The sequence below is a fragment of the Microbacterium album genome (genome assembly GCF_014643695.1).
In the GTDB taxonomy this organism is placed as follows: Bacteria; Actinomycetota; Actinomycetes; order Actinomycetales; family Microbacteriaceae; genus Microbacterium; species Microbacterium album.
In genome coordinates this window covers 14310-33589 of the sequence record NZ_BMJY01000003.1, presented here as the reverse complement: position 1 = coordinate 33589, position 19280 = coordinate 14310, and the positions used below count along the sequence as shown (strand labels likewise).

Sequence of the window (19280 nt, the reverse complement as noted above, 5' to 3'; positions counted from 1 at the left end):
GCGAGCGCGTGAACGAGCTGAAGTTGTTCCGGCGCGTCGCGATCTGGACGGTCGTCGTCTCCCTGTCGATCGCCGCGCTCACGGGGATCTCGGTGATCCTGACCGGCGACGGCGGGAGGCTCGAGGTCAGGGTCATGGGCACCACCGCAGCCGTGGGGGCCTACGGGATCGCGGTCCTGTGCAACCTCGCCACCCTCGGCAAGCCCTACCAGTGGGTGGGCTGGCTCGGACTCCCGATCTCCACGCTGACCATCGTCATCGGCGTGGTCCTGATCTGGCTACCCGCCGACTCGTCGGTCCCTGAGGTCTGGGCGCGCGGGACGTGGGCGGGCATCCTCACCACGCTCGCTCTCGCGCATGCGTCGCTGATCGTCCAACTGGTGCGCCGACCGCAGGCGGCCGTGCGGGGCGTGGTGGGCGCCACACTGGCGACCATCGCGGCATACGCCGTGCTCGGACTCATCCCGATCCTGGCCGACGACATCCGGCTCGGCGAGGGGTACTGGCGCGCGCTATGGGTGATCGTGATCCTGTGCGTGCTCGGCACGATCGTCTCGCCCGTGATCGGCGCGATCCTTCGGGGCAGGGACGCGGACTCGGCGCACCTGACGATCGATCTCCCGGCCGACCTGCTCGAGCGGATCGACGCGACGGGCGATCGCGAGCACGCCGTCCGCGCCGCGCTCCACCACGCGTTCCCGCCGCCCCCGGGCGCTGACATCCTCCCGCCACCCGACCACCACCGTTGACTAGCGCCGGTGCCGCTTACTAGCGCTCCCCGCGCTAGTGAACAGCACCGGGGCTAGTCAACGGGAGGGACGAACGCGGGCTCAGCGCTCGGCGTCGTTCATGCCGTCGATGTGGCCCACCACGGCCTTGCCGTCGGGGCCGAGGGAGACCGTGACGCCGGTGTCGAGCTCGGCGATGGGGCGTCCCTCGAGCCAGGTGAGCGTCCAGCCCGGCATCGCACCGCCCTGCACGGCCGAGGACGTCAGGTGGTGCTCGACCTGCGCGATCGTCTCGCGCAGTTCGGCGGGCACGGACGCCGGGGGCTGCGATCCGGCGGTCCAGCGGGTTCCGAGCTGCATCAGTCCTCCGTCTCCGCGAGGTCGATCCGCGTGACCGCGAACTCCTCGCCCTCGGTGATCTCGAGTTCGGCGATCCGGCCGACCGCCTTCAGGTCGTCGGCGGCGAGCCGAAGAGCCGCGGCCCTGTCGCCGGGCGCCGTGATCGCCGCGGAGTCGACCGGGGTCTTCTGCGACGCCTTCGCCTCCGTCTTCGCGCGGCGGATGCCGATCAGCGCCTCGCTCGCGCCGGCGAGCACCGCGGGGTCGCCCGTCACGCCGCTCACGGTCGGCCAGGGCGCGGTATGCACCGAGCCCTCCTGGAACCAGCTCCAGGACTCCTCGGCGGCGAACGCCAGGACAGGCGCGAGCAGGCGCAGCAGCGCGGACAGGGCGGTGCGCAGCGCGACCGCGGCCGACTGGCCCGCGGGGCCGCCCGCGTAGGCGCGCTCCTTCACGAGCTCCAGGTAGTCGTCGCAGAACGTCCAGAAGAACGACTCCGACACCTCGAGCGCGCGGGCGTGGTCGTAGGCCTCGAGCGAGGCGGTCGCCTGCGCGATGACCTCGTCGAGCGTCGCGAGCATCGACAGGTCGAGCGGCTCGGTCACGGCCGCGCCGGGGTCCCCGAGCACGCCGGGCGCCTCGAAGCCCAGCACGAACTTGGCCGCGTTGAGCACCTTGATCGCCAGGCGCCGGCCGATCTTGATCTGCGTCGGGTTCTGCGGATCGAACGCGGCGTCCGTGCCGAGCCGGCTCGACGCGGCCCAGTAGCGCACCGCATCCGAGCCGTGCTTGTCGAGGATGTCCGCCGGCGTGACGACGTTGCCCTTCGACTTCGACATCTTCTTGCGGTCGGGGTCGACGATGAAGCCCGAGATCGCGGCGTTGGCCCACGGCGCCCGGTCGTCCTCGAGGGCGCTGCGCAGCAGCGTCGAGAACAGCCACGTGCGGATGATGTCCTGGCCCTGCGGGCGCACGTCGAACGGCGCCACCAGCTGCCACAGCTCGTCGTCGCGCTGCCAGCCGCCGGCGAGCTGGGGGGTGAGGGACGACGTCGCCCACGTGTCCAGCACGTCCGTCTCCGCGTCGAAGCCGCCCGGCACGCCGCGCTGGTCCTCCGTGTACCCGGGCGGGACGTCGCTCGACGGGTCGACCGGGAGCTGGAAGGCATCCGGCAGCAGCACACGGTCGTAGTCGCGCTCGCCCTGCTCGTCGAGCGCGTACCAGACCGGGATCGGCACGCCGAAGAAGCGCTGGCGCGACACCAGCCAGTCGCCCGTGAGGCCGTTCACCCAGTTCTCGTAGCGGACGCGCATGAACTCGGGGTGCCAGTCGATCTGGCGGCCGAGCTCGAGGAGCCGCTCGCGCAGGCGCTCGTCCCGGGCCCCGTTGCGGATGTACCACTGCCGGGTGGACACGATCTCGAGCGGGCGGTCGCCCTTCTCGAAGAACTTCACGGGGTGCATGAACGGCCGCGGCTCGCCGATGAGCTCCTCCGACTCGGTCAGGAGCTCGACGATGCGCTTCTTGGCGCTGAAGACCGTCTTGCCCGCCAGCTCGGCGTAGAACGCGAGGCCCACGGGGCTCGTGATGGCCTCCGGCGCCTCCGCGACGATCCGGCCGTCCTTGCCGATGATCGTGCGGTTCGGCAGGTCCAGCTCCCGCCACCAGATGATGTCGGTCACGTCGCCGAAGGTGCAGATCATGGCGATGCCCGAGCCTTTGTCGGGCTGCGCCAGCGGGTGCGGCAGCACGGGCACCTCGACGCCGAACAGCGGCGTGACGACCGTGGTGCCGAACAGCGGCTGGTAGCGCTCGTCGTCCGGATGCGCCACGAGCGCCACACACGCGGGGAGCAGCTCGGGACGCGTGGTCTCGATGTGGACGTCGCTCGAGCCGTCGGCCTTGTGGAAGGCGAGGCGGTGGTACGCGGCCGGCTGGTCGCGGTCCTCGAGTTCGGCCTGCGCGATCGCCGAGCGGAAGTCGACGTCCCACAGCGTCGGCGCGAGGGACTGGAACGCCTCGCCCCGCTCGACGTTGCGCAGGAACGCGAGCTGGCTCGAGCGGATCGTGTCGTCCGAGATCGTGCGGTACGTCTGCGTCCAGTCCACCGACAGGCCGAGCTTGCGCCACAGGTCCTCGAACGTCTTCTCGTCCTCGACCGTCAGCTTCTCGCACAGCTCGATGAAGTTGCGGCGGCTGATCGGCACCTGGTCGGCGGCCTTGACGTTTTTGGTCGTGCCCTCGAACGGCGGCGTGAAGTCGGGGTCGTACGGCAGCGACGGATCGCAGCGGACGCCGTAGTAGTTCTGCACGCGACGCTCGGTCGGCAGGCCGTTGTCATCCCACCCGATCGGGTAGAACACGGTCTTGCCGCGCATGCGCTCGTAGCGCGCCTTGACGTCGGTGTGCGTGTACGAGAAGACGTGCCCGATGTGCAGCGATCCCGACGCCGTGGGCGGGGGAGTGTCGACCGAGAACACGCCCGCGCGGCCCTTCGCCTTCGCGGCGTCGCGGTCGAACAGGTACGTGCCCTGCTCCTCCCACGCAGCGCCCCACTTGTCTTCGAGACCCTCGAGGGCGGGCTTGTCGGGAACGGCGGCCATGCGGATCTCCTCGGTATGTGCGGCACGGTGTCTGCGTGCCTGAGTGTGGGGTCCGCCCAGTCTACCGGCGCCCGCCGGGACGCGCCCGGCCGACGCGTCCGCCCCGCCGGCACGTCCTGCGCCTCTCGCGCCTCTCGCCCTGTGCCTTCTTCCCTCTTCCCTCTTCGCTCCCTCCTCCCGCCTGCGTCCCCCGCCCTCACCGGCGCGCCGCCAAGAGGAGGGGGCGCGCCGCATCGCGGAGATGTGCAGCGCTGAGGGCCGTGTGGCGGATGCGATCCGCTATCTGGCACATCCACTCGGCGTGGGCACGCTGGAACCGCTGTCTCGCGCGAGTGCGCGGCTCGTCCACAGGGCGGAGGAAGCGAGCGGGCGTCCAGTTTTCGCTCCGGACGGGCGGCTGGGGCCGGTGGGCGAGCCAGCGTGGACATATGGATGTTGTCGAAGAAGTGCGTGCTCGTGGCGGGGTTGTACGCGTGGCCGAACTGCGGGAGGCAGGCGCCGGTCGACGCGCGATAGAGGGAGCCGTGGCCCTCGGCCTGCTCAGCCGTCCGCGGCAGGGCTGGGTCGCGCTGCCCAACGCCGACCCCATGCTCGTCTCAGCGGCGCGGGTCGGAGTCGTGCTGACCTGCGTGACGCAGGCGGCGCGTCTCGGGCTGTGGGTGCCCCGGTCCGATCGGCACCATGTCGCGGCGCCGGCTCACTCGGGAGCCGTCGGGCGCACGGCCGCGCACGTGCACTGGGCGAAGCCGATCGTGCCCCGGCGCCCCGGCGAGTTGGTCGATCCCATCCAGAACGTCCTGATGCTCGTGGCCTGCTGCCTCCCGCGCGAACAGGCGGTCGCCGTGTGGGAGTCCGCGCTCAAGGCGCGGCTGATCGAGGCCCAGGAGATGGCGGGCTACCCGCTGCCAGCGCGTGCCCGCGACGTGTGTGCGCTCGCTCGGCCGTTCGCGGACGCCGGGACGGAATCGATCGTCTGCCATCGCCTGCGGTGGCTCGATGAGCCGGTCATCCCGCAGGTCGTGATCGCGGGGCGTCCGGTCGACGTGCTGATCGGCGAGCGCCTGGTTGTCCAGATCGATGGGGGACACCACGTCGGTCCCCAGCGGGACAGCGACATCGAGCACGATGCGCGGCTGCGCCTGATGGGCTACCACGTCATCCGCGTCAGCTATGACCAGATCATGAATCAGTGGGAACGCGTGCACGACCTGGTCCTCCGCGCCATCGCGCAGGGCCTCCACCGCGCGCCGTCCGCTCGCCGGCGCGCGTGATCCGCTCTCGTGCGCGCTCCCGTCCGCCCGCGCGTCGTTTGGCTCCTCACACAGGCGCGCCCACGAGGAGTAATCGCTCCGCGGGAGAGGAAATGCGCAACTCGGAGGGCGTCTTCCGCGGATCCGTCCTCGAAGCGGCGCATTTCCTCGGGGCGTGCGCGCGGGGTCCTCGGGCGTGCGCGGCCCAGCGGGGCGCGTGCGCGTGGCGCAAGGACGTGGCCGTGGTCGCGGGGTCGAGTTCGCGTCCCGCCGGTGACGCCGTAGAATCGACGCATCGGCATCGATCCGGACATCACCGGGGAGCTCGCGGAAGAACCGGCGCAAGCCTCAGTAGAACCGCGCGGGGCAGGCCCGTCACAGCCGCAGTGAGAGCGGCGTCGCGTGCCCGGAGACGGGAGGCGGCGCAACGCGGGGTGGTACCGCGGCCGACCGGTCGTCCTCGCAGTCCCTTCCGGAACTGCTGGCCTCACACGGAGCCCTGATGACCTACCCCAAGTCCTCGTTCGGACCCGCCGCCGACCGCGATGCCGTCACGCCGAGCCCGCGGTTTCCCGCGATCGAGCGGGACGTGCTGTCGTTCTGGGAGCAGGACGACACCTTCCGCGCCTCGATCGAGCAGCGCGACGGCTCCGAGGAGTGGGTGTTCTACGACGGCCCGCCGTTCGCGAACGGCCTGCCGCACTACGGCCACCTCTTGACCGGGTACGCGAAGGACGTCTTCCCGCGCTTCCAGACGATGCGGGGCCGGAAGGTCGACCGCGTCTTCGGCTGGGACACCCACGGGCTTCCGGCAGAGCTGGAGGCGATGAAGCAGCTCGGGATCACCGAGAAGAGCGAGATCGAGCAGATGGGCATCGACGCGTTCAACGCGAAGGCGCGCGAGTCCGTCCTCGCCTACACGCGCGAGTGGGAGGACTACGTCACCCGCCAGGCCCGGTGGGTCGACTTCGAGCGCGGTTACAAGACGCTCGACACCACGTTCATGGAGAGCGTGCTGTGGGCCTTCAAGACGCTGTACGACAAGGGACTCGCCTACGAGGGATACCGCGTCCTGCCGTACTGCTGGCGCGATCAGACCCCGCTGTCGAACCACGAGCTGCGCATGGACGACGACGTCTACAAGATGCGCCAGGACCCCTCGGTGACCGTCACGTTCCCGCTGGTGGGGGAGAAGGCCGCGGCGCTCGGGATCGAGGGCGTGCGGGCGCTCGCGTGGACGACCACGCCGTGGACGCTGCCGACCAACATGTCGCTCGCGGTGGGCCCGCAGATCACCTACGCCGTGGTGCCGGCCGGACCCAGCGGGGCGAAGGAGGGCGCCACGGGCGAGGAGTTCCTGCTCGCCGAGGAGCTGCTCTCGGGCTACGCGAAGGACCTCGGTTACGAGTCCGCGGACGATGCGAGGGCTGCGATCCGGACGCGCGTGGCGGGATCCGACCTGGCGGACGTCGCGTTCGAGCGGCTGTTCGACTACTTCGCCGACGCCGAGAAGTGGGGCACCCAGCACGCGTGGCGCATCCTCGTGGACGACTACGTCACGACCGGGGACGGGACGGGCATCGTGCACCAGGCGCCGGCCTACGGTGAGGACGACAAGCGCCTCAACGACGCGGCGGGCATCCCGACGATCGTGTCGCTGGGGGACGACGGCCGCTTCCTCGACATGGTCACGGATGTGGCGGGCGAGCTGTGGATGGATGCCAACACGCCCATCGTGCGTCTGCTGCGCCAGAACGGGCGCCTCCTCCGCCTCCAGTCGTACGAGCACTCCTACCCGCACTGCTGGCGCTGCCGGAACCCTCTCATCTACAAGGCCGTGTCGAGCTGGTTCGTCCGCGTGACGGACTTCAAGGACCGGCTGCTCGAGCTCAACGAGCAGATCACGTGGGCGCCGGAGAACGTCAAGCACGGCCAGTTCGGCAAGTGGCTCGAGGGCGCGCGGGACTGGTCGATCAGCCGCAACCGGTTCTGGGGCTCGCCCATCCCGGTGTGGAAGTCGGACGACCCCAATTACCCGCGCGTGGACGCGTATGGGTCGCTGGAGGAGCTCGAGCGCGACTTCGGCACGCTGCCCCGCAACGAGCAGGGCGAGGTCGACCTGCACCGACCGTACATCGACCAGCTCACGCGCCCGAACCCGGATGACCCGACGGGCAAGAGCACGATGCGCCGCATCGAGGACGTGTTCGACGTGTGGTTCGACTCCGGATCGATGCCCTTCGCGCAGGTGCACTATCCGTTCGACAACCGCGAGTGGTTCGACTCGCACGCACCGGCGGACTTCATCGTCGAGTACATCGGCCAGACCCGCGGCTGGTTCTACGTGATGCACGTGCTGTCGGGGGCGCTGTTCGACCGCCCCGCTTTCACGGGCGTGTCCTGCCACGGCATCGTGCTCGGCAACGACGGTCAGAAGATGTCGAAGTCGCTGCGCAACTACCCGGACGTCTCGGAGGTGTTCGACCGCGACGGCTCGGACGCCATGCGCTGGTTCCTGATGTCGTCGAGCGTGCTGCGCGGCGGCAACCTCGTCGTTACCGAGGAGGGCATCCGCGCCGGCGTGCGCGAGTTCCTGCTGCCGCTGTGGAACTCGTGGTACTTCTTCGCGACCTATGCGAACGCCGCGGGCGGGCCCGACGGTTCCGGCTACGAGGCGACCTGGCGCACCGACTCCACCGACGTGCTCGACCGGTACATCCTGGCGCTGCTGGGCGACCTGGTCACGGGTGTCGCGGAGGACCTGGACCGCCTCGACTCGACGACGGCCGCGGCGCGGCTGCGGGACTTCGCCGAGGTGCTGACGAACTGGTACATCCGCCGTTCGCGCGACCGCTTCTGGATGGGCGTCGTCTCGGAAGACGCGCAGAGCACCGAGGCGTTCGACACGCTCTACACCGTGATGGAGACGCTGACCCGCGTCGCCGCCCCGCTCATCCCGCTGGTATCCGAGCGCGTGTGGCAGGGCCTGACCGGCGGCCGCAGCGTCCACCTCACCGACTGGCCGGACGCGTCGGCGTTCCCCGACGCCGCCGACATCCGCGCGGCCATGGACGCCGTGCGCGAGGTATCCAGCGTCGCGAACGCGCTGCGCAAGAAAGAGGGGCTGCGCGTGCGCCTGCCCCTGGCCAAGCTCACGGTCGTCACCGCTCAGGCCGGTGCCCTATCGCAGTTCGAGGACATCCTGCGCGACGAGCTGAACGTCAAGGCGGTCGAGCTCGTCGAGCTCGGCGAGACCACGGCGTCCGAGTACGGCATCTCGCATCGCCTCACGGTGAACGCCCGCGCTGCGGGCCCGCGCCTGGGCAAGCAGGTGCAGCAGGCGATCCGCGCGGCCAAGGACGGCGACTGGTCCGAGAGGGACGGCGTCGTCACGGCGGGCGGCCTCGCGCTAGAACCGGGCGAGTACGAGCTCGTGCTCGAGACCGCGGGACGCCCGGAGGGTGAGGCGCTCGCGCTCCTGCCCAGCGGGGGCTTCGTGCTGCTGGACACCAACACCACGCCCGAGCTCGAGGCCGAGGGCCTGGCCCGCGACGTGGTTCGCGCGGTGCAGGACACGCGAAAGGCGGCCGGGTTCGACGTGAGCGACCGCATCCGACTGTCGCTCGCCTTCGCCGATGCGGCCGACGCCGCGGCCGTGGAGAGCGCATTCGAGGTCGCGGACGTGGCCGGCGAGACCCTCGCGCTCGAGCACACGCTCACCACGGGGGCGGACGCGGGAGAGGCCGAGCACACCGCCGTCATCGCGGCGCGCACCTACGCCAACGCCGGCGACTTCGTCGTCGCGGTCAGCAGGATCGGAGCAGCACAGTGAGCGACAGCGACATCGTCGAGAGCACGCCCGAGGACCGGCGTCGCGCCGACGCCGTGTACGAGGCGCTGCTGCAACGCGCGGGGGAGCGCTGGGTGCAGCCTCGCATGGAGCGCACGGCGCGCGTGCTCGAGCTGCTCGACGACCCGCAGCGCACGTACCGGGTGGTGCACGTCACCGGCACGAACGGCAAGACGTCCACGAGCCGGATCATCGAGAGCCTCGTGCGCGCGCACGGCCTGCGCACCGGCCTGTTCACGAGCCCGCACCTGGAGCGCTTCACCGAGCGCATCCTGATCGACGGCGCCCCGATCGCGGATGCCGCGGTCGCGGACGCGTGGGACGAGATCGTGCCCTTCGTGGGCATCGTCGACGCCGAGCTCGAGGCGTCGGGCGAGGAGCCTCTGACGTTCTTCGAGTTGCTGACCGTGCTCGCCTTCGTCGCGTGCGCCGACGCGCCGATCGACGTGCTCGTGCTCGAGGTCGGCATGGGCGGCGCGTGGGATTCGACCAACACCGCCGACGGCGACGTCGCGGTCTTCGCTCCCATCGCCATCGACCACGCCGACCGCCTCGGGGCCACCATCGCCGAGATCGCGACGGTGAAGGCCGGGATCATCAAGGACGGCGCACGCGTCGTGTCGGCCCGCCAGGTGCCCGAGGCCGAGCAGGTGCTGCGCAGGGTCGCGGCGGAGAAGGGCGCGACGATCGCGTTCGAGGGCGCGGACTTCTCGCTGGCCGAGGACCGGATGGCCGTCGGCGGTCAGCTCATCACGGTGAAGGGCCTGGCGGGCGAGTACGGCGAGGAGTACCTGCCGCTGTACGGCCGCCACCAGGGCGCCAATGCGGCCCTCGCGATCGCCGCGGTCGAATCGCTGATCGGCGCCTCGTCGCAGCCCCTCTCGGCCGAGGTGCTGACCGAGGGGCTCGCCGAGGTCGTCTCGCCCGGGCGTCTCCAGCTGGTCGGCATCGACCCCACGGTCGTCGTCGACGCCGCTCACAACCCCCACGGGGCCGCTGCGCTCGCGCGCGCGCTTCCCGAGTCGTTCGACTTCGACGAGTGGGGCCTCGTGCTGGGCGTGCTGGGCGACAAGGACGAGGTGGGCATCGTGCGTGAGCTCGGCCCGATCGCCGCCCATGTCTTCGTCACGGCGCCGGAGTCCGACCGGGCGGCGGACGCCGATCACCTGGCGGATCTCGCCGAGAGCGCCGGTCTGCGCGTCACGGTGCATCCGCACCTGGCGGATGCCGCGGATGCCGCGCGCGAGTGGGCGGCGAGCTCGAACCGGCGGGCGGTCGTGATCGCCGGCTCGGTCGTACTGGCGGGCGAGGCGATCGCGCTCGCCCAGGCGGAGGATTGGAAGTCCGGATGGCAGAGCTGACGCAGGGAACCCCGGAGCCGAACGACGGGACCGGGCAGGGCAAGCCGCGCCGATACCGGACCCTGCCGGAGAAGCTCGGTCAGGTCGTGCTGGCGTTCGAGGCGATCATCGTCTTCCTCGGCGGCCTGTCGATCTACGGCCTGCGGGCGCTCCCCGAGGGCATCGCGCCCTGGTGGGGGATCGTGGGCGGCTCGGTCGTCGCCGTCGCGATGTTCCTGACGAGCGGCCTGCTGCGCCACCGGTGGGCGTTCGCCGTGGGCTGGGTGCTCCAGGTGGTCGTGGCGCTCGGCGCGTTCTTCGTGCCCGCCATGCTGCTCGTCGCGCTCGTCTTCGGCGGGATGTGGGCGTATGCGACCATCGGTGGGGGACGGATCGAGCGGCGTATCGCCGCGCAGTCCGGATCCGCCGACCGACCGAACTGACACAAGCGACCGACTGGCAACACCGTCGAGCGAATCGGCGGCACGAACGAAAGGGTGCACACCGCACATGGCCACCGAAGAGACCCTCGTCCTCATCAAGCCCGACGGCGTCGCGCGCGGGCTCACCGGCGCGATCCTCGCCCGGATCGAGGCGAAGGGCTACTCCCTCGTCGACATCCGGCTGGTCGAGCCCACGCGCGAGCGTCTCGCGCAGCACTACGCCGAGCACGAGGGCAAGCCGTTCTACGAGCCGCTCCTGGAATTCATGATGTCGGGCCCCAGCGTGGCGATCCGCCTCGCCGGCAACCGCGTGATCGAGGGGTTCCGCTCCCTCGCCGGCACCACGGACCCGACGACGGCCGCTCCCGGCACCATTCGCGGCGACTTCGGTCGCGACTGGGGCGTGGCGGTGCAGCAGAACCTCGTGCACGGCTCGGACAGCCCCGAGTCCGCCCAGCGCGAGCTCGGCATCTGGTTCTGACAGGCGGCGTCTGTCGACGTCAGAACAGGGAGTTCAGCACGTCGAGCCGGAGCTGGGCCAGCACCGCGATGATGGCGTAGCTGAGCACGGCGAGCAGCGGAAGCCACCCCACGAGGGTACCGGCCGCCCTCCGGGCGGCCCGGGGAGCCGGCAGCGCCCCGATGCGCAGCGCGTGCAGCAGCACGGCGTAGAACGTCGGGATCGTGACCAGCCAGGTGACCATGCACCACGGGCACAGGGTGCCCAGCACATAGATGCTCTGGCCGATGAGCCACACGATGAACCCGAACGCGAACGTCATCCCGAGCGCGAACAGCGCCCAGAACCACTTCGCGAACCGCGCTCCCGCGAGGATCGCCATGCCGACGACGACGGGAGCCACCCATCCCGTGAGACCGAGGATGGGGTTGGGGAAGCCGAACACGGATCCCTGCCACGACGTGAGATTCGCGCCGCACTGCACCAGGAGGCTGAAGTCGCACCCGGCGGAGGAGCCGGGGTTCATCAGCAGGTGGAAGCGCTCGGCGGTGAGGGAGAAGGCCGCCCACCAGCCGATCGCGCCCGCGATGACGAGCCAGAGGGCGAGAGCGGTGGGGAGGGTGCGGGGCTCTGTCACCCGGCCATTCTCTCCCCTCCGGACCTGAGCGAAGGCCCATCGGCCGGGCACGCGGCTCGCCACGCCAAGCACTTGCGTGCGCGAATCGCGCCGGTGATGCGATAATGGCTGTTGACGTGTTCTCGGCCGCGCCGAGACGAGCGTCGAATGAAGACTTCGGGGCAATGGCTGCCCTGTGCGATCAGAAGCGCGCGACCGTCGTCGCGAGCCGGTCGCAGGCCGAGTGAGTTCGCGGCACCGCCTGAGTGCGGAGCAGCACGAGTTTTCCGGGCGACGCGCGGCTGTCCGCCCGCAGGGAGTACGCCAGCGATGGCTGAACAGAACAATGAGCACGATGACCGCACCGTCGACGCGTCCGGGGACGCCGTAGCGCCGGAGGGCGCGAACGAGACCGCAGACGCGGCTGTCGAGCAGACGCCGGCCGCCGAGCGCGCCGACGCCGCTCCCGAGGCCGAGCCGGACACCCCGTCCGAGCCGGACGCATCCGCTGAGCCGGAGGCGCCCGCTGAGCCGGAGGCGCCCGCTGAGCCGGAGGCGCCCGCTGAGCCGGAGGCGCCCGCTGAGCCGGGCGACGAGCAGCCTCCGCAGACCGGCGACGAGCAGCCCGCGCAGACCGGCGACGAGCAGCCCGCGCAGACCGCGGCGGAGGAGCCGGCCGAGCCGGAGCGTCCGACCGCCGTGAGCCTGGGGCTCCTGCCGGAGAACTTCGTTTCGCAGGTCAGCACGGCCCTGCACTTCTACGCTCCCGACGTGAAGCCGCTGCCGGCGCTTCCCGCCCCGGACGAGTCGCCCAGCGGCGGTGGCCGCTCGTCGCGTCGCCGCCGCCGCGGCGGGTCCGATGACTCCGACGCATCGCCGCAAGCTGAGGACAACGGCGGTGGCGCCGCTGGCCGGCGCCGCCAGCGCGTCGTCGAGGTCGTCACCGAGCCCCAGCGCATCAAGGGCTCCACGCGCCTCGAGGCCAAGAAGCAGCGGCGACGCGACGGTCGCGAGGCCGGTCGGCGCCGTCCGGTCGTCACCGAGGCGGAGTTCCTCGCGCGACGCGAGGCCGTCGACCGCCAGATGGTCGTTCGTTCCAAGGCCGGGCGCGTGCAGATCGCCGTGCTCGAGGACAACGTGCTCGTCGAGCACTACGTCGCCCGCAGCCAGGACGCCTCACTCATCGGCAACGTGTACCTCGGCCGGGTCCAGAACGTCCTGCCCAGCATGGAAGCGGCGTTCGTCGACATCGGGCGCGGCCGCAACGCGGTGCTCTACTCGGGTGAGGTCGACTGGGACGCGGTGGAGACGGGGAATCAGCCTCGCCGCATCGAGCTCGCCCTCAAGCCGGGCGACAAGGTGCTCGTGCAGGTGACGAAGGACCCCGTGGGCCACAAGGGCGCCCGCCTCACGAGCCAGATCTCGCTGCCCGGCCGCTACCTCGTCTACGTGCCCGGCGGTGCGATGAACGGCATCTCCCGCAAGCTGCCGGACACCGAGCGTTCGCGCCTGAAGAAGATCCTCAAGGAGGTGCTGCCCGAGTCGTCCGGCGTGATCGTGCGCACGGCCGCCGAGGGGGCCACGGAGGAGCAGCTCACGCGCGACGTCAACCGACTCACCTCCCAGTGGGCGCACATCAGCAGCATGGTCGAGAAGGGGCAGGCGCCGAGCCTGCTGCACTCCGAGCCCGATCTGCTGGTGAAGATCGTCCGGGACGTCTTCAACGAGGACTTCTCGAAGATGCTCATCCAGGGCGAGGATGCGCAGCGCACGATCACGAGCTACCTCGAGGGCGTCGCCCCGGATCTGCTCGACCGCATCGAGAAGTACGAGGGCGAGCAGGACCCGTTCGACGCGTTCCGGATCACGGAGCAGATCGAGAAGGCGCTCGACCGCAAGGTCTGGCTGCCCTCGGGCGGATCGCTCGTGATCGACCGCACCGAGGCCATGACGGTCGTGGACGTCAACACGGGCAAGTTCGTCGGCTCCGGCGGCAACCTCGAGGAGACCGTCACCAAGAACAACCTCGAGGCGGCCGAGGAGATCGTGCGGCAGCTGCGCCTGCGGGACATCGGCGGGATCATCGTGGTCGACTTCATCGACATGGTGCTGGAGTCCAACCGCGATCTCGTGCTGCGGAGACTCGTCGAGTGCCTGAGCCGCGACCGCACCAAGCACCAGGTCGCTGAGGTGACCTCTCTGGGGCTCGTGCAGATGACGCGCAAGAAGCTGGGGCTCGGGCTGCTCGAGACGTTCAGCGAGCCGTGCGAGACGTGCGCCGGCCGGGGGCTGATCGTGCACCACGACCCGGTGGTCAAGCACCGCCCCGGCGGCGGCTCCGGCTCCGGGCGCCGCTCGCGCGGCGGCAACGGCGGCTCGTCGGGCGGCTCGAACGGTTCGGGCGGAAACGGCAGCCCGAACGGCTCGTCGGGCGGCTCCAACGGCACCCACGTGATCACGGAGGGTGTGAAGACGGCGCTCGCGCAGATCGCCGCCTCGACGATCGCGCCCGCCGAGAAGCCCGCCGCGCAGGCGCCGATCGAGATCGATCTGCCGGAGGGCCCGCGCACGGAACCGTCCGCTCCCGAGCGCCCCAAGAAGTCCCGCCGCAAGCGCAGCGCGGAACCGTCGGCCCCGAAGTCGGAGGCCGAGCAGCTGCTCGACTCGGTGCTCAGCGCGCTCCCCGAGCCGAAGGCGCCGGGCCAGGGACGCGGGCGGAGCCGGCGGGTCACGACGGCGGCGCTCACGGGCACCGCCGTGGCCGTCACGCCCGTCCCGCCTACCGCGGACTGAAGCCGCCGCGGCCGCGCCGCTGCCGGGCGGTGACGCGAAGGCCCGACGCGATCAGGGCGCGCACGAGCTCCTTCCCGGAGACCCGTCGCGCCCCCGCGGCGACCAGGGCCGGCACCTGCTGCTCCGGCACGTCGTAGTGGTCGTGGTCGAACGCGCGTGCTGGGACGTCGTGCGCCGCCGCGAACGCGTGCAGCTCCTCCAGGTCGGTGTCGCTCACGAGGTGCGCCCACCGGCGCCCGTGCGCGGGCCACACCGGGTCGTCGACGAGGATCGCCATCCCACGATCCTAACGACGCGCCGAGAGGGACCGCTTTGCCGGATCGGGCCAGGATCGGGTAGAGTATTCCTTTGGTGCGTCCCCTGTGTCGCGCGCTGACGACGGCGGCGCGACGAAAGTCTTGCAGACGCCCCTCGCTGCCAGCGAGAGCAAGCGAAGTCTTCCCGTGAGATTCGGAAGCCGGCAGGCTTCCCCAATGAAACAGGTGTGAAGTGGTTTACGCAGTTGTGCGCGCCGGTGGCCGGCAGGAGAAGGTCGAGGTCGGCACCATCGTTCAGCTCGACCGTGTGCAGGCTGCCGCGGGCGAGACGATCGAGCTGCCCGCCGTGCTCTTCGTCGACGGCGACAGCGTGACGACGGACGCCGACAAGCTGGCCGCGGTCAAGGTGACGGCCGAGGTCCTCGGCAACCTGCGCGGCCCGAAGATCGTCATCCAGAAGTTCAAGAACAAGACCGGCTACAAGAAGCGCCAGGGCCACCGTCAGGAGCTCACGCGCGTCAAGGTCACCGGCATCAAGTAAGTCCCGACGGCACTCCAGACGGAACTTCGAGAGAGTAAGGGCTAGCAATGGCACACAAGAAGGGCGCAAGCTCCACGCGGAACGGCCGCGACTCCAACGCCCAGCGACTGGGCGTGAAGCGCTTCGGCGGCCAGGTCGTCAACGCCGGCGAGATCCTCGTCCGCCAGCGCGGCACGCACTTCCACCCGGGCGCGAACGTCGGCCGCGGTGGCGACGACACGCTGTTCGCCCTGGCCGCGGGCGCGGTCCAGTTCGGCACGAAGGGCGGCCGCAAGGTCGTCAACATCGTCGCGGGCGAGTAATTCGTCACAGCGCGGACATCCACTTCGGACGGGGCGGGCTTCGAGCCTGCCCCGTCCTGTCTTTTTCGGCGGTCGTATCCTCATGACCGCGACTTCACGAGCACATCTGGGCGGTAGGGATCATGGTCACGTTCGTCGATGAGGTGACGCTGCATCTTCGCGCCGGCAAGGGCGGGAACGGCTGCGTCTCCGTTCACCGCGAGAAGTTCAAGCCGCTGGGCGGCCCGGACGGCGGCAACGGCGGCAACGGCGGCGACATCGTGCTGGTCGCCGACCCGCAGACCACCACGCTGCTCAGCTACCACCACTCGCCGCACCGCTCGGCGGGCAACGGCGGCTTCGGCATGGGCGATCACCGGTCGGGCGCCGTGGGGGAGACCCTGGAGCTGCCCGTCCCCGTCGGGACGGTCGTGAAGGATCCGTCCGGCGAGCTGCTCGTCGACATGATCGAGCCGGGCATGCGCTTCGTCGTGGCTCCGGGCGGTCGGGGAGGGCTCGGCAACGCGGCTCTCGCGTCGCCCAAGCGGAAGGCGCCCGGCTTCGCGCTGCTCGGCACGCCCGGTTGGGAGGGCGATGTCGTCCTCGAGCTCAAGACGGTCGCGGACGTCGCGCTCGTCGGGTTCCCCTCCGCGGGCAAGTCCAGCCTGATCGCGGCCGTGTCGGCCGCGCGCCCGAAGATCGCCGACTACCCGTTCACCACGCTGCACCCGAATCTCGGTGTCGTCCAGGCCGGCGACGCCCGCTTCACGATCGCGGACGTGCCCGGCCTCGTCGAGGGGGCGAGCGAGGGGCGCGGCCTCGGCCTGGAGTTCCTGCGCCACGTCGAGCGATGCACGGCGCTGGTGCACGTGCTGGACTGCGCCACGCTGGAGCCCGGTCGCGACCCGATCAGCGACCTCGAGGTGATCCGGGCGGAGCTCGGCGCCTACCCGGTGCCCGAAGGACAGGCGCCCCTCCTGGAGCGCCCTCAGGTGGTCGTGCTCAACAAGATCGACGTTCCGGAGGCCGAGGAGCTGGCGGCGTTCGTCCGTCCCGACCTGGAGGCCATGGGATACCGCGTGTTCGAGATCTCCACCGTCGCGCGACGCGGCCTGCGCGAGCTGACCTTCGCGCTCGGCGAGATCATCGAGGAGCACCGCAAGGCGGCTCCGGTCGCAGCGCCGAAGGAGCGCATCATCATCCGCCCGAAGGGATCCGAGAAGGAGTTCTCGGTGCGCGTCGAGGGCGGCACATACGGCGCCGTGTACCGCATTCTCGGCGAGAAGCCCGTGCGCTGGGTCCAGCAGACCGACTTCCAGAACGAGGAGGCCGTGGGCTTCCTCGCCGACCGGCTCGAGAAGCTGGGCGTGGAGGACGAGCTCTATCGCGCGGGCGCGGTGCCCGGATCCACGGTCGTGATCGGCGAGGGCGACAGCATCGTCTTCGACTGGGAGCCGTCGATCAGCTCCGCGGCCGAGCTCATCCAGGCGCCCCGCGGCACCGACCCCCGTCTGCTCCAGAACCGCCGCCGCACCACGTCCGAGCGGCGCGAGAAGTACTACGAGCGACAGGACGCGCGTGCGGCCGCCCGCGCGGAGGAGGACGAGCTGCGCCGTGCGCGCCGGGAGGACCTGCCCGAGGAGGGCGCGTCGTGAGCGTCGCGGTGCGGGCGGACCTCGCGTCCGCGCGCCGCATCGTGGTCAAGGTCGGCTCTTCGTCGATCAGCGGAGAGTCCTCGTGGCGCATCCCGGTCATCGTGAAGGCGATCGCCGACGCGCACCGCCGCGGGGCGGAGGTGCTTCTGGTGTCGTCCGGTGCGATCGCCACCGGCATGCCGTTCCTCGAACTCGAGACACGCCCCACCGACCTGGCGACGCAACAGGCCGCCGCGGCCGTCGGGCAGAACGTGCTCGTCTTCCGCTATCAGGAGGCGCTGCGTCCGTTCCGGATCGTCGCGGGCCAGGTGCTGCTGACGGCCGGCGACCTCGAGAACGCGACGTCGCGCAGCAACGCCAAGCGTGCCATCGAGCGCCTGCTGGGGCTCCGCATCCTGCCCATCGTCAACGAGAACGACACGGTCGCCACGCAGGAGATCCGCTTCGGCGACAACGATCGGCTCGCGGCTCTCGTGGCACGCCTGGTCGAAGCGGACGCCCTCGTCCTGCTGAGCGACATCGCCTCGCTCTACACGCATCCCCCGAGCGAGCCCGGCGCCGAGCCCCTCGACGTGATCGCGCACGACGCGGATCTGTCCGGGCTCGAGTTCGGCGCGACCGTCGTCAACAGCGTCGGCACCGGGGGAGCGGCGACCAAGGTGTCCGCGGCCCGGCTCGCCGCCGCGAGCGGGATCGGCGTGCTCGTCACGAGCGCCGATCTCGTCGCCCAGGCGCTGGCCGGAGACCGGGTGGGCACGTGGTTCGAGCCGGCGCCGCGTCCCGAGGTCGTGGCGACCGGGCCGGTCGATACACTTTCCCAATGAGCATCGTCCAGGATCCCCGGGTCGCGGTGGACACGCCCGCCGACCGCCTGCGTCTCGCGAAGGACGCCGCCCGGATCACCGCCCGTCTCACGAGCGCGGAGAAGGCTGCCGCGCTCGGCGCGATCGCCGACGCGCTCGTCGCGAACGCGGACGACATCATCGCCGCGAACGCCGACGACCTGGCACGCGGGGAGCGTGACGGCATCGGCCGCAGCCTCCTCGATCGCCTACGGCTCGACGCTCCGCGTATCGCGGGGCTCGCCGACGCCGTGCGCGCGATCGCGGCGCTGCCCGACCCCGTGGGGGAGGTCGTGCGCGGCCACCGCATGCCCAACGGCGTCAACCTGGAGCAGGTGCGCGTCCCGTTCGGCGTGGTCGGCGCGATCTACGAGGCGCGCCCCAACGTCACGGTCGACATCGCCGCGCTCGCCCTCCGCTCCGGCAACGCCGTGGTCCTGCGCGGCGGCAGCGCGGCCCTGGCGTCCAACACCGTGCTCGTGGCGGTCATGCGGGACGCGCTCGAGCGGCAGGGGATCTCGCCCGAGGCGATCCAGTCGGTGGATGCCTTCGGACGCGACGGGGCCCGAGCGCTCATGCAGGGACGGGGCTTCATCGATGTGCTCGTGCCGCGCGGCAGCGCCGGTCTCATCGAGACGGTCGTGACGGAGTCCATCGTGCCGGTCATCGAGACGGGCGCGGGGAACGTCCATGTCGTGCTCGACGAGTCGGCGCCGGAGGACTGGGCGCGCGAGATCGTCGTCAACGCGAAGGTGCAGCGCCCGAGCGTCTGCAACGCGGCCGAGACGGTGCTGGTCCTGAGGGCCGCCGCCGAGCGGCTCGTCCCGCCGGTCGTCGCCGCGCTGCAGGGCGAGGGCGTCACCGTGCACGGCGACGAGGCCGTGTCGTCGCTCGCGCCGGGCGTGGTTCCCGCCACCGAGGACGACTGGGCGACCGAGTACCTGAGCCTGGACATCGCGATGCGCGTGGTGGACACCCTCGACGACGCGCTCGATCACATCCGTCGTTACTCGACCGGCCACACCGAGTCGATCGTCACGACCGACGTGCGCAACGCGGAGCGCTTCCTGGCCGAGGTCGACTCGGCCGTGGTCCTCGCCAACGCTTCGACCCGCTTCACGGACGGGGGCGAGTTCGGCTTCGGAGCCGAGGTCGGCATCTCGACGCAGAAGCTGCACGCGCGCGGCCCCATGGGGCTGCCGGAACTGACGAGCACCAAGTGGCTCGGACGTGGCGCCGGTCAGGTGCGCCCCTGAACGATAAGCTGGACGACGCACGTCCG

At 71.0% G+C, this 19280-nt stretch carries 16 protein-coding genes; 12 read left to right on the top strand and 4 right to left on the bottom strand.

The annotated features are described in order from the left end of the window. The first annotated feature begins 8 nt into the window (after nucleotides 1–8). A complete protein-coding gene (locus IEX37_RS04930; protein WP_188755151.1) occupies nucleotides 9–749 on the top strand; it encodes a hypothetical protein in 741 nt (246 codons plus the stop codon). Between the two features lie 81 nt (nucleotides 750–830). Here IEX37_RS04930 and IEX37_RS04925 read toward each other — a convergent pair whose 3' ends face one another. Beyond that, a complete protein-coding gene (locus IEX37_RS04925; protein WP_188755150.1) occupies nucleotides 831–1088 on the bottom strand; it encodes a hypothetical protein in 258 nt (85 codons plus the stop codon). Further along, nucleotides 1088–3670, bottom strand: a complete 2583-nt coding sequence (gene valS, locus IEX37_RS04920) for a valine--tRNA ligase (RefSeq protein WP_188755149.1) — start codon at nucleotides 3668–3670, stop codon at nucleotides 1088–1090. Before valS ends, IEX37_RS04925 begins: the two co-directional genes overlap by 1 nt. A gap of 524 nt (nucleotides 3671–4194) precedes the next feature. Here valS and IEX37_RS04915 point away from each other — a divergent pair. The 5 genes from IEX37_RS04915 to ndk all read left to right on the top strand — a co-directional run bounded on the left by IEX37_RS04915 (nucleotide 4195) and on the right by ndk (nucleotide 11034). Then, nucleotides 4195–4941, top strand: coding sequence for an endonuclease domain-containing protein (locus tag IEX37_RS04915; RefSeq protein ID WP_229663081.1), 747 nt, complete (start codon nucleotides 4195–4197; stop codon nucleotides 4939–4941). A gap of 481 nt (nucleotides 4942–5422) precedes the next feature. Continuing rightward, a complete protein-coding gene (ileS, locus tag IEX37_RS04910) occupies nucleotides 5423–8752 on the top strand; it encodes an isoleucine--tRNA ligase (protein WP_188755147.1) in 3330 nt (1109 codons plus the stop codon). Further along, nucleotides 8749–10131 (top strand): bifunctional folylpolyglutamate synthase/dihydrofolate synthase, encoded by a 1383-nt coding sequence (locus IEX37_RS04905; protein ID WP_229663080.1) that lies wholly within the window; start codon nucleotides 8749–8751, stop codon nucleotides 10129–10131. Before ileS ends, IEX37_RS04905 begins: the two co-directional genes overlap by 4 nt. Then, complete coding sequence (locus IEX37_RS04900; RefSeq protein WP_188755146.1) at nucleotides 10119–10553, top strand: DUF4233 domain-containing protein; 435 nt, start codon at nucleotides 10119–10121, stop codon at nucleotides 10551–10553. The genes IEX37_RS04905 and IEX37_RS04900 overlap by 13 nt, the downstream gene beginning before the upstream one ends. Nucleotides 10554–10620: 67 nt before the next feature. Next, nucleotides 10621–11034 carry a nucleoside-diphosphate kinase gene (gene ndk / locus IEX37_RS04895; RefSeq protein WP_188755145.1) on the top strand — a complete coding sequence of 138 codons (414 nt, stop codon included), beginning with the start codon at nucleotides 10621–10623 and terminating at the stop codon, nucleotides 11032–11034. Nucleotides 11035–11053: 19 nt separating this feature from the next. On the opposite strand, the gene IEX37_RS04890 is transcribed toward ndk, so the two are convergent. Next, nucleotides 11054–11650: a vitamin K epoxide reductase family protein gene (locus IEX37_RS04890; RefSeq protein WP_188755144.1), complete on the bottom strand. Its 597-nt coding sequence runs from the start codon at nucleotides 11648–11650 to the stop codon at nucleotides 11054–11056. Nucleotides 11651–11959: 309 nt separating this feature from the next. Between IEX37_RS04890 and IEX37_RS04885 the strand changes: the two genes are divergently transcribed. Further along, the gene (locus tag IEX37_RS04885) at nucleotides 11960–14422 is read left to right on the top strand and encodes an Rne/Rng family ribonuclease (RefSeq protein ID WP_188755143.1); all 2463 of its coding nucleotides are present in this window, start codon (nucleotides 11960–11962) and stop codon (nucleotides 14420–14422) included. Here the strand turns inward: IEX37_RS04885 and IEX37_RS04880 are convergent. Continuing rightward, the gene (locus tag IEX37_RS04880) at nucleotides 14409–14699 is read right to left on the bottom strand and encodes a DUF4031 domain-containing protein (RefSeq protein ID WP_188755142.1); all 291 of its coding nucleotides are present in this window, start codon (nucleotides 14697–14699) and stop codon (nucleotides 14409–14411) included. The two genes, IEX37_RS04885 and IEX37_RS04880, sit on opposite strands and share 14 nt — an antisense overlap. A 212-nt stretch (nucleotides 14700–14911) precedes the next feature. Between IEX37_RS04880 and rplU the strand changes: the two genes are divergently transcribed. From rplU to IEX37_RS04855, 5 genes are all read left to right on the top strand, one after another. Further along, nucleotides 14912–15220: a 50S ribosomal protein L21 gene (rplU, locus tag IEX37_RS04875; RefSeq protein WP_188755141.1), complete on the top strand. Its 309-nt coding sequence runs from the start codon at nucleotides 14912–14914 to the stop codon at nucleotides 15218–15220. A gap of 47 nt (nucleotides 15221–15267) precedes the next feature. Then, nucleotides 15268–15522 (top strand): 50S ribosomal protein L27, encoded by a 255-nt coding sequence (rpmA, locus tag IEX37_RS04870; protein WP_188755140.1) that lies wholly within the window; start codon nucleotides 15268–15270, stop codon nucleotides 15520–15522. Between the two features lie 122 nt (nucleotides 15523–15644). Continuing rightward, entirely contained in the window at nucleotides 15645–17156 is a 1512-nt protein-coding gene (gene obgE, locus IEX37_RS04865; RefSeq protein WP_188755139.1) for a GTPase ObgE, read from the top strand. Beyond that, the gene (gene proB, locus IEX37_RS04860; RefSeq protein ID WP_188755138.1) at nucleotides 17153–17980 is read left to right on the top strand and encodes a glutamate 5-kinase; all 828 of its coding nucleotides are present in this window, start codon (nucleotides 17153–17155) and stop codon (nucleotides 17978–17980) included. Before obgE ends, proB begins: the two co-directional genes overlap by 4 nt. Then, a complete protein-coding gene (locus IEX37_RS04855; protein ID WP_188755137.1) occupies nucleotides 17977–19254 on the top strand; it encodes a glutamate-5-semialdehyde dehydrogenase in 1278 nt (425 codons plus the stop codon). Before proB ends, IEX37_RS04855 begins: the two co-directional genes overlap by 4 nt. The last annotated feature ends 26 nt before the right edge of the window (nucleotides 19255–19280 follow it).

Excerpts from the sequence above, each read along its gene's own strand:
- IEX37_RS04855 (WP_188755137.1), top strand. The coding sequence starts at position 17,977 with ATGAGCATCGTCCAGGATCCCCGGGTCGCGGTGGACACGCCCGCCGAC.
- rpmA (WP_188755140.1), top strand. The coding sequence starts at position 15,268 with ATGGCACACAAGAAGGGCGCAAGCTCCACGCGGAACGGCCGCGACTCC.
- obgE (WP_188755139.1), top strand. The coding sequence starts at position 15,645 with ATGGTCACGTTCGTCGATGAGGTGACGCTGCATCTTCGCGCCGGCAAG.
- ileS (WP_188755147.1), top strand. The coding sequence starts at position 5,423 with ATGACCTACCCCAAGTCCTCGTTCGGACCCGCCGCCGACCGCGATGCC.
- IEX37_RS04880 (WP_188755142.1), bottom strand. The coding sequence starts at position 14,699 with ATGGCGATCCTCGTCGACGACCCGGTGTGGCCCGCGCACGGGCGCCGG.
- valS (WP_188755149.1), bottom strand. The coding sequence starts at position 3,670 with ATGGCCGCCGTTCCCGACAAGCCCGCCCTCGAGGGTCTCGAAGACAAG.
- IEX37_RS04885 (WP_188755143.1), top strand. The coding sequence starts at position 11,960 with ATGGCTGAACAGAACAATGAGCACGATGACCGCACCGTCGACGCGTCC.
- IEX37_RS04925 (WP_188755150.1), bottom strand. The coding sequence starts at position 1,088 with ATGCAGCTCGGAACCCGCTGGACCGCCGGATCGCAGCCCCCGGCGTCC.
- ndk (WP_188755145.1), top strand. The coding sequence starts at position 10,621 with ATGGCCACCGAAGAGACCCTCGTCCTCATCAAGCCCGACGGCGTCGCG.
- IEX37_RS04900 (WP_188755146.1), top strand. The coding sequence starts at position 10,119 with ATGGCAGAGCTGACGCAGGGAACCCCGGAGCCGAACGACGGGACCGGG.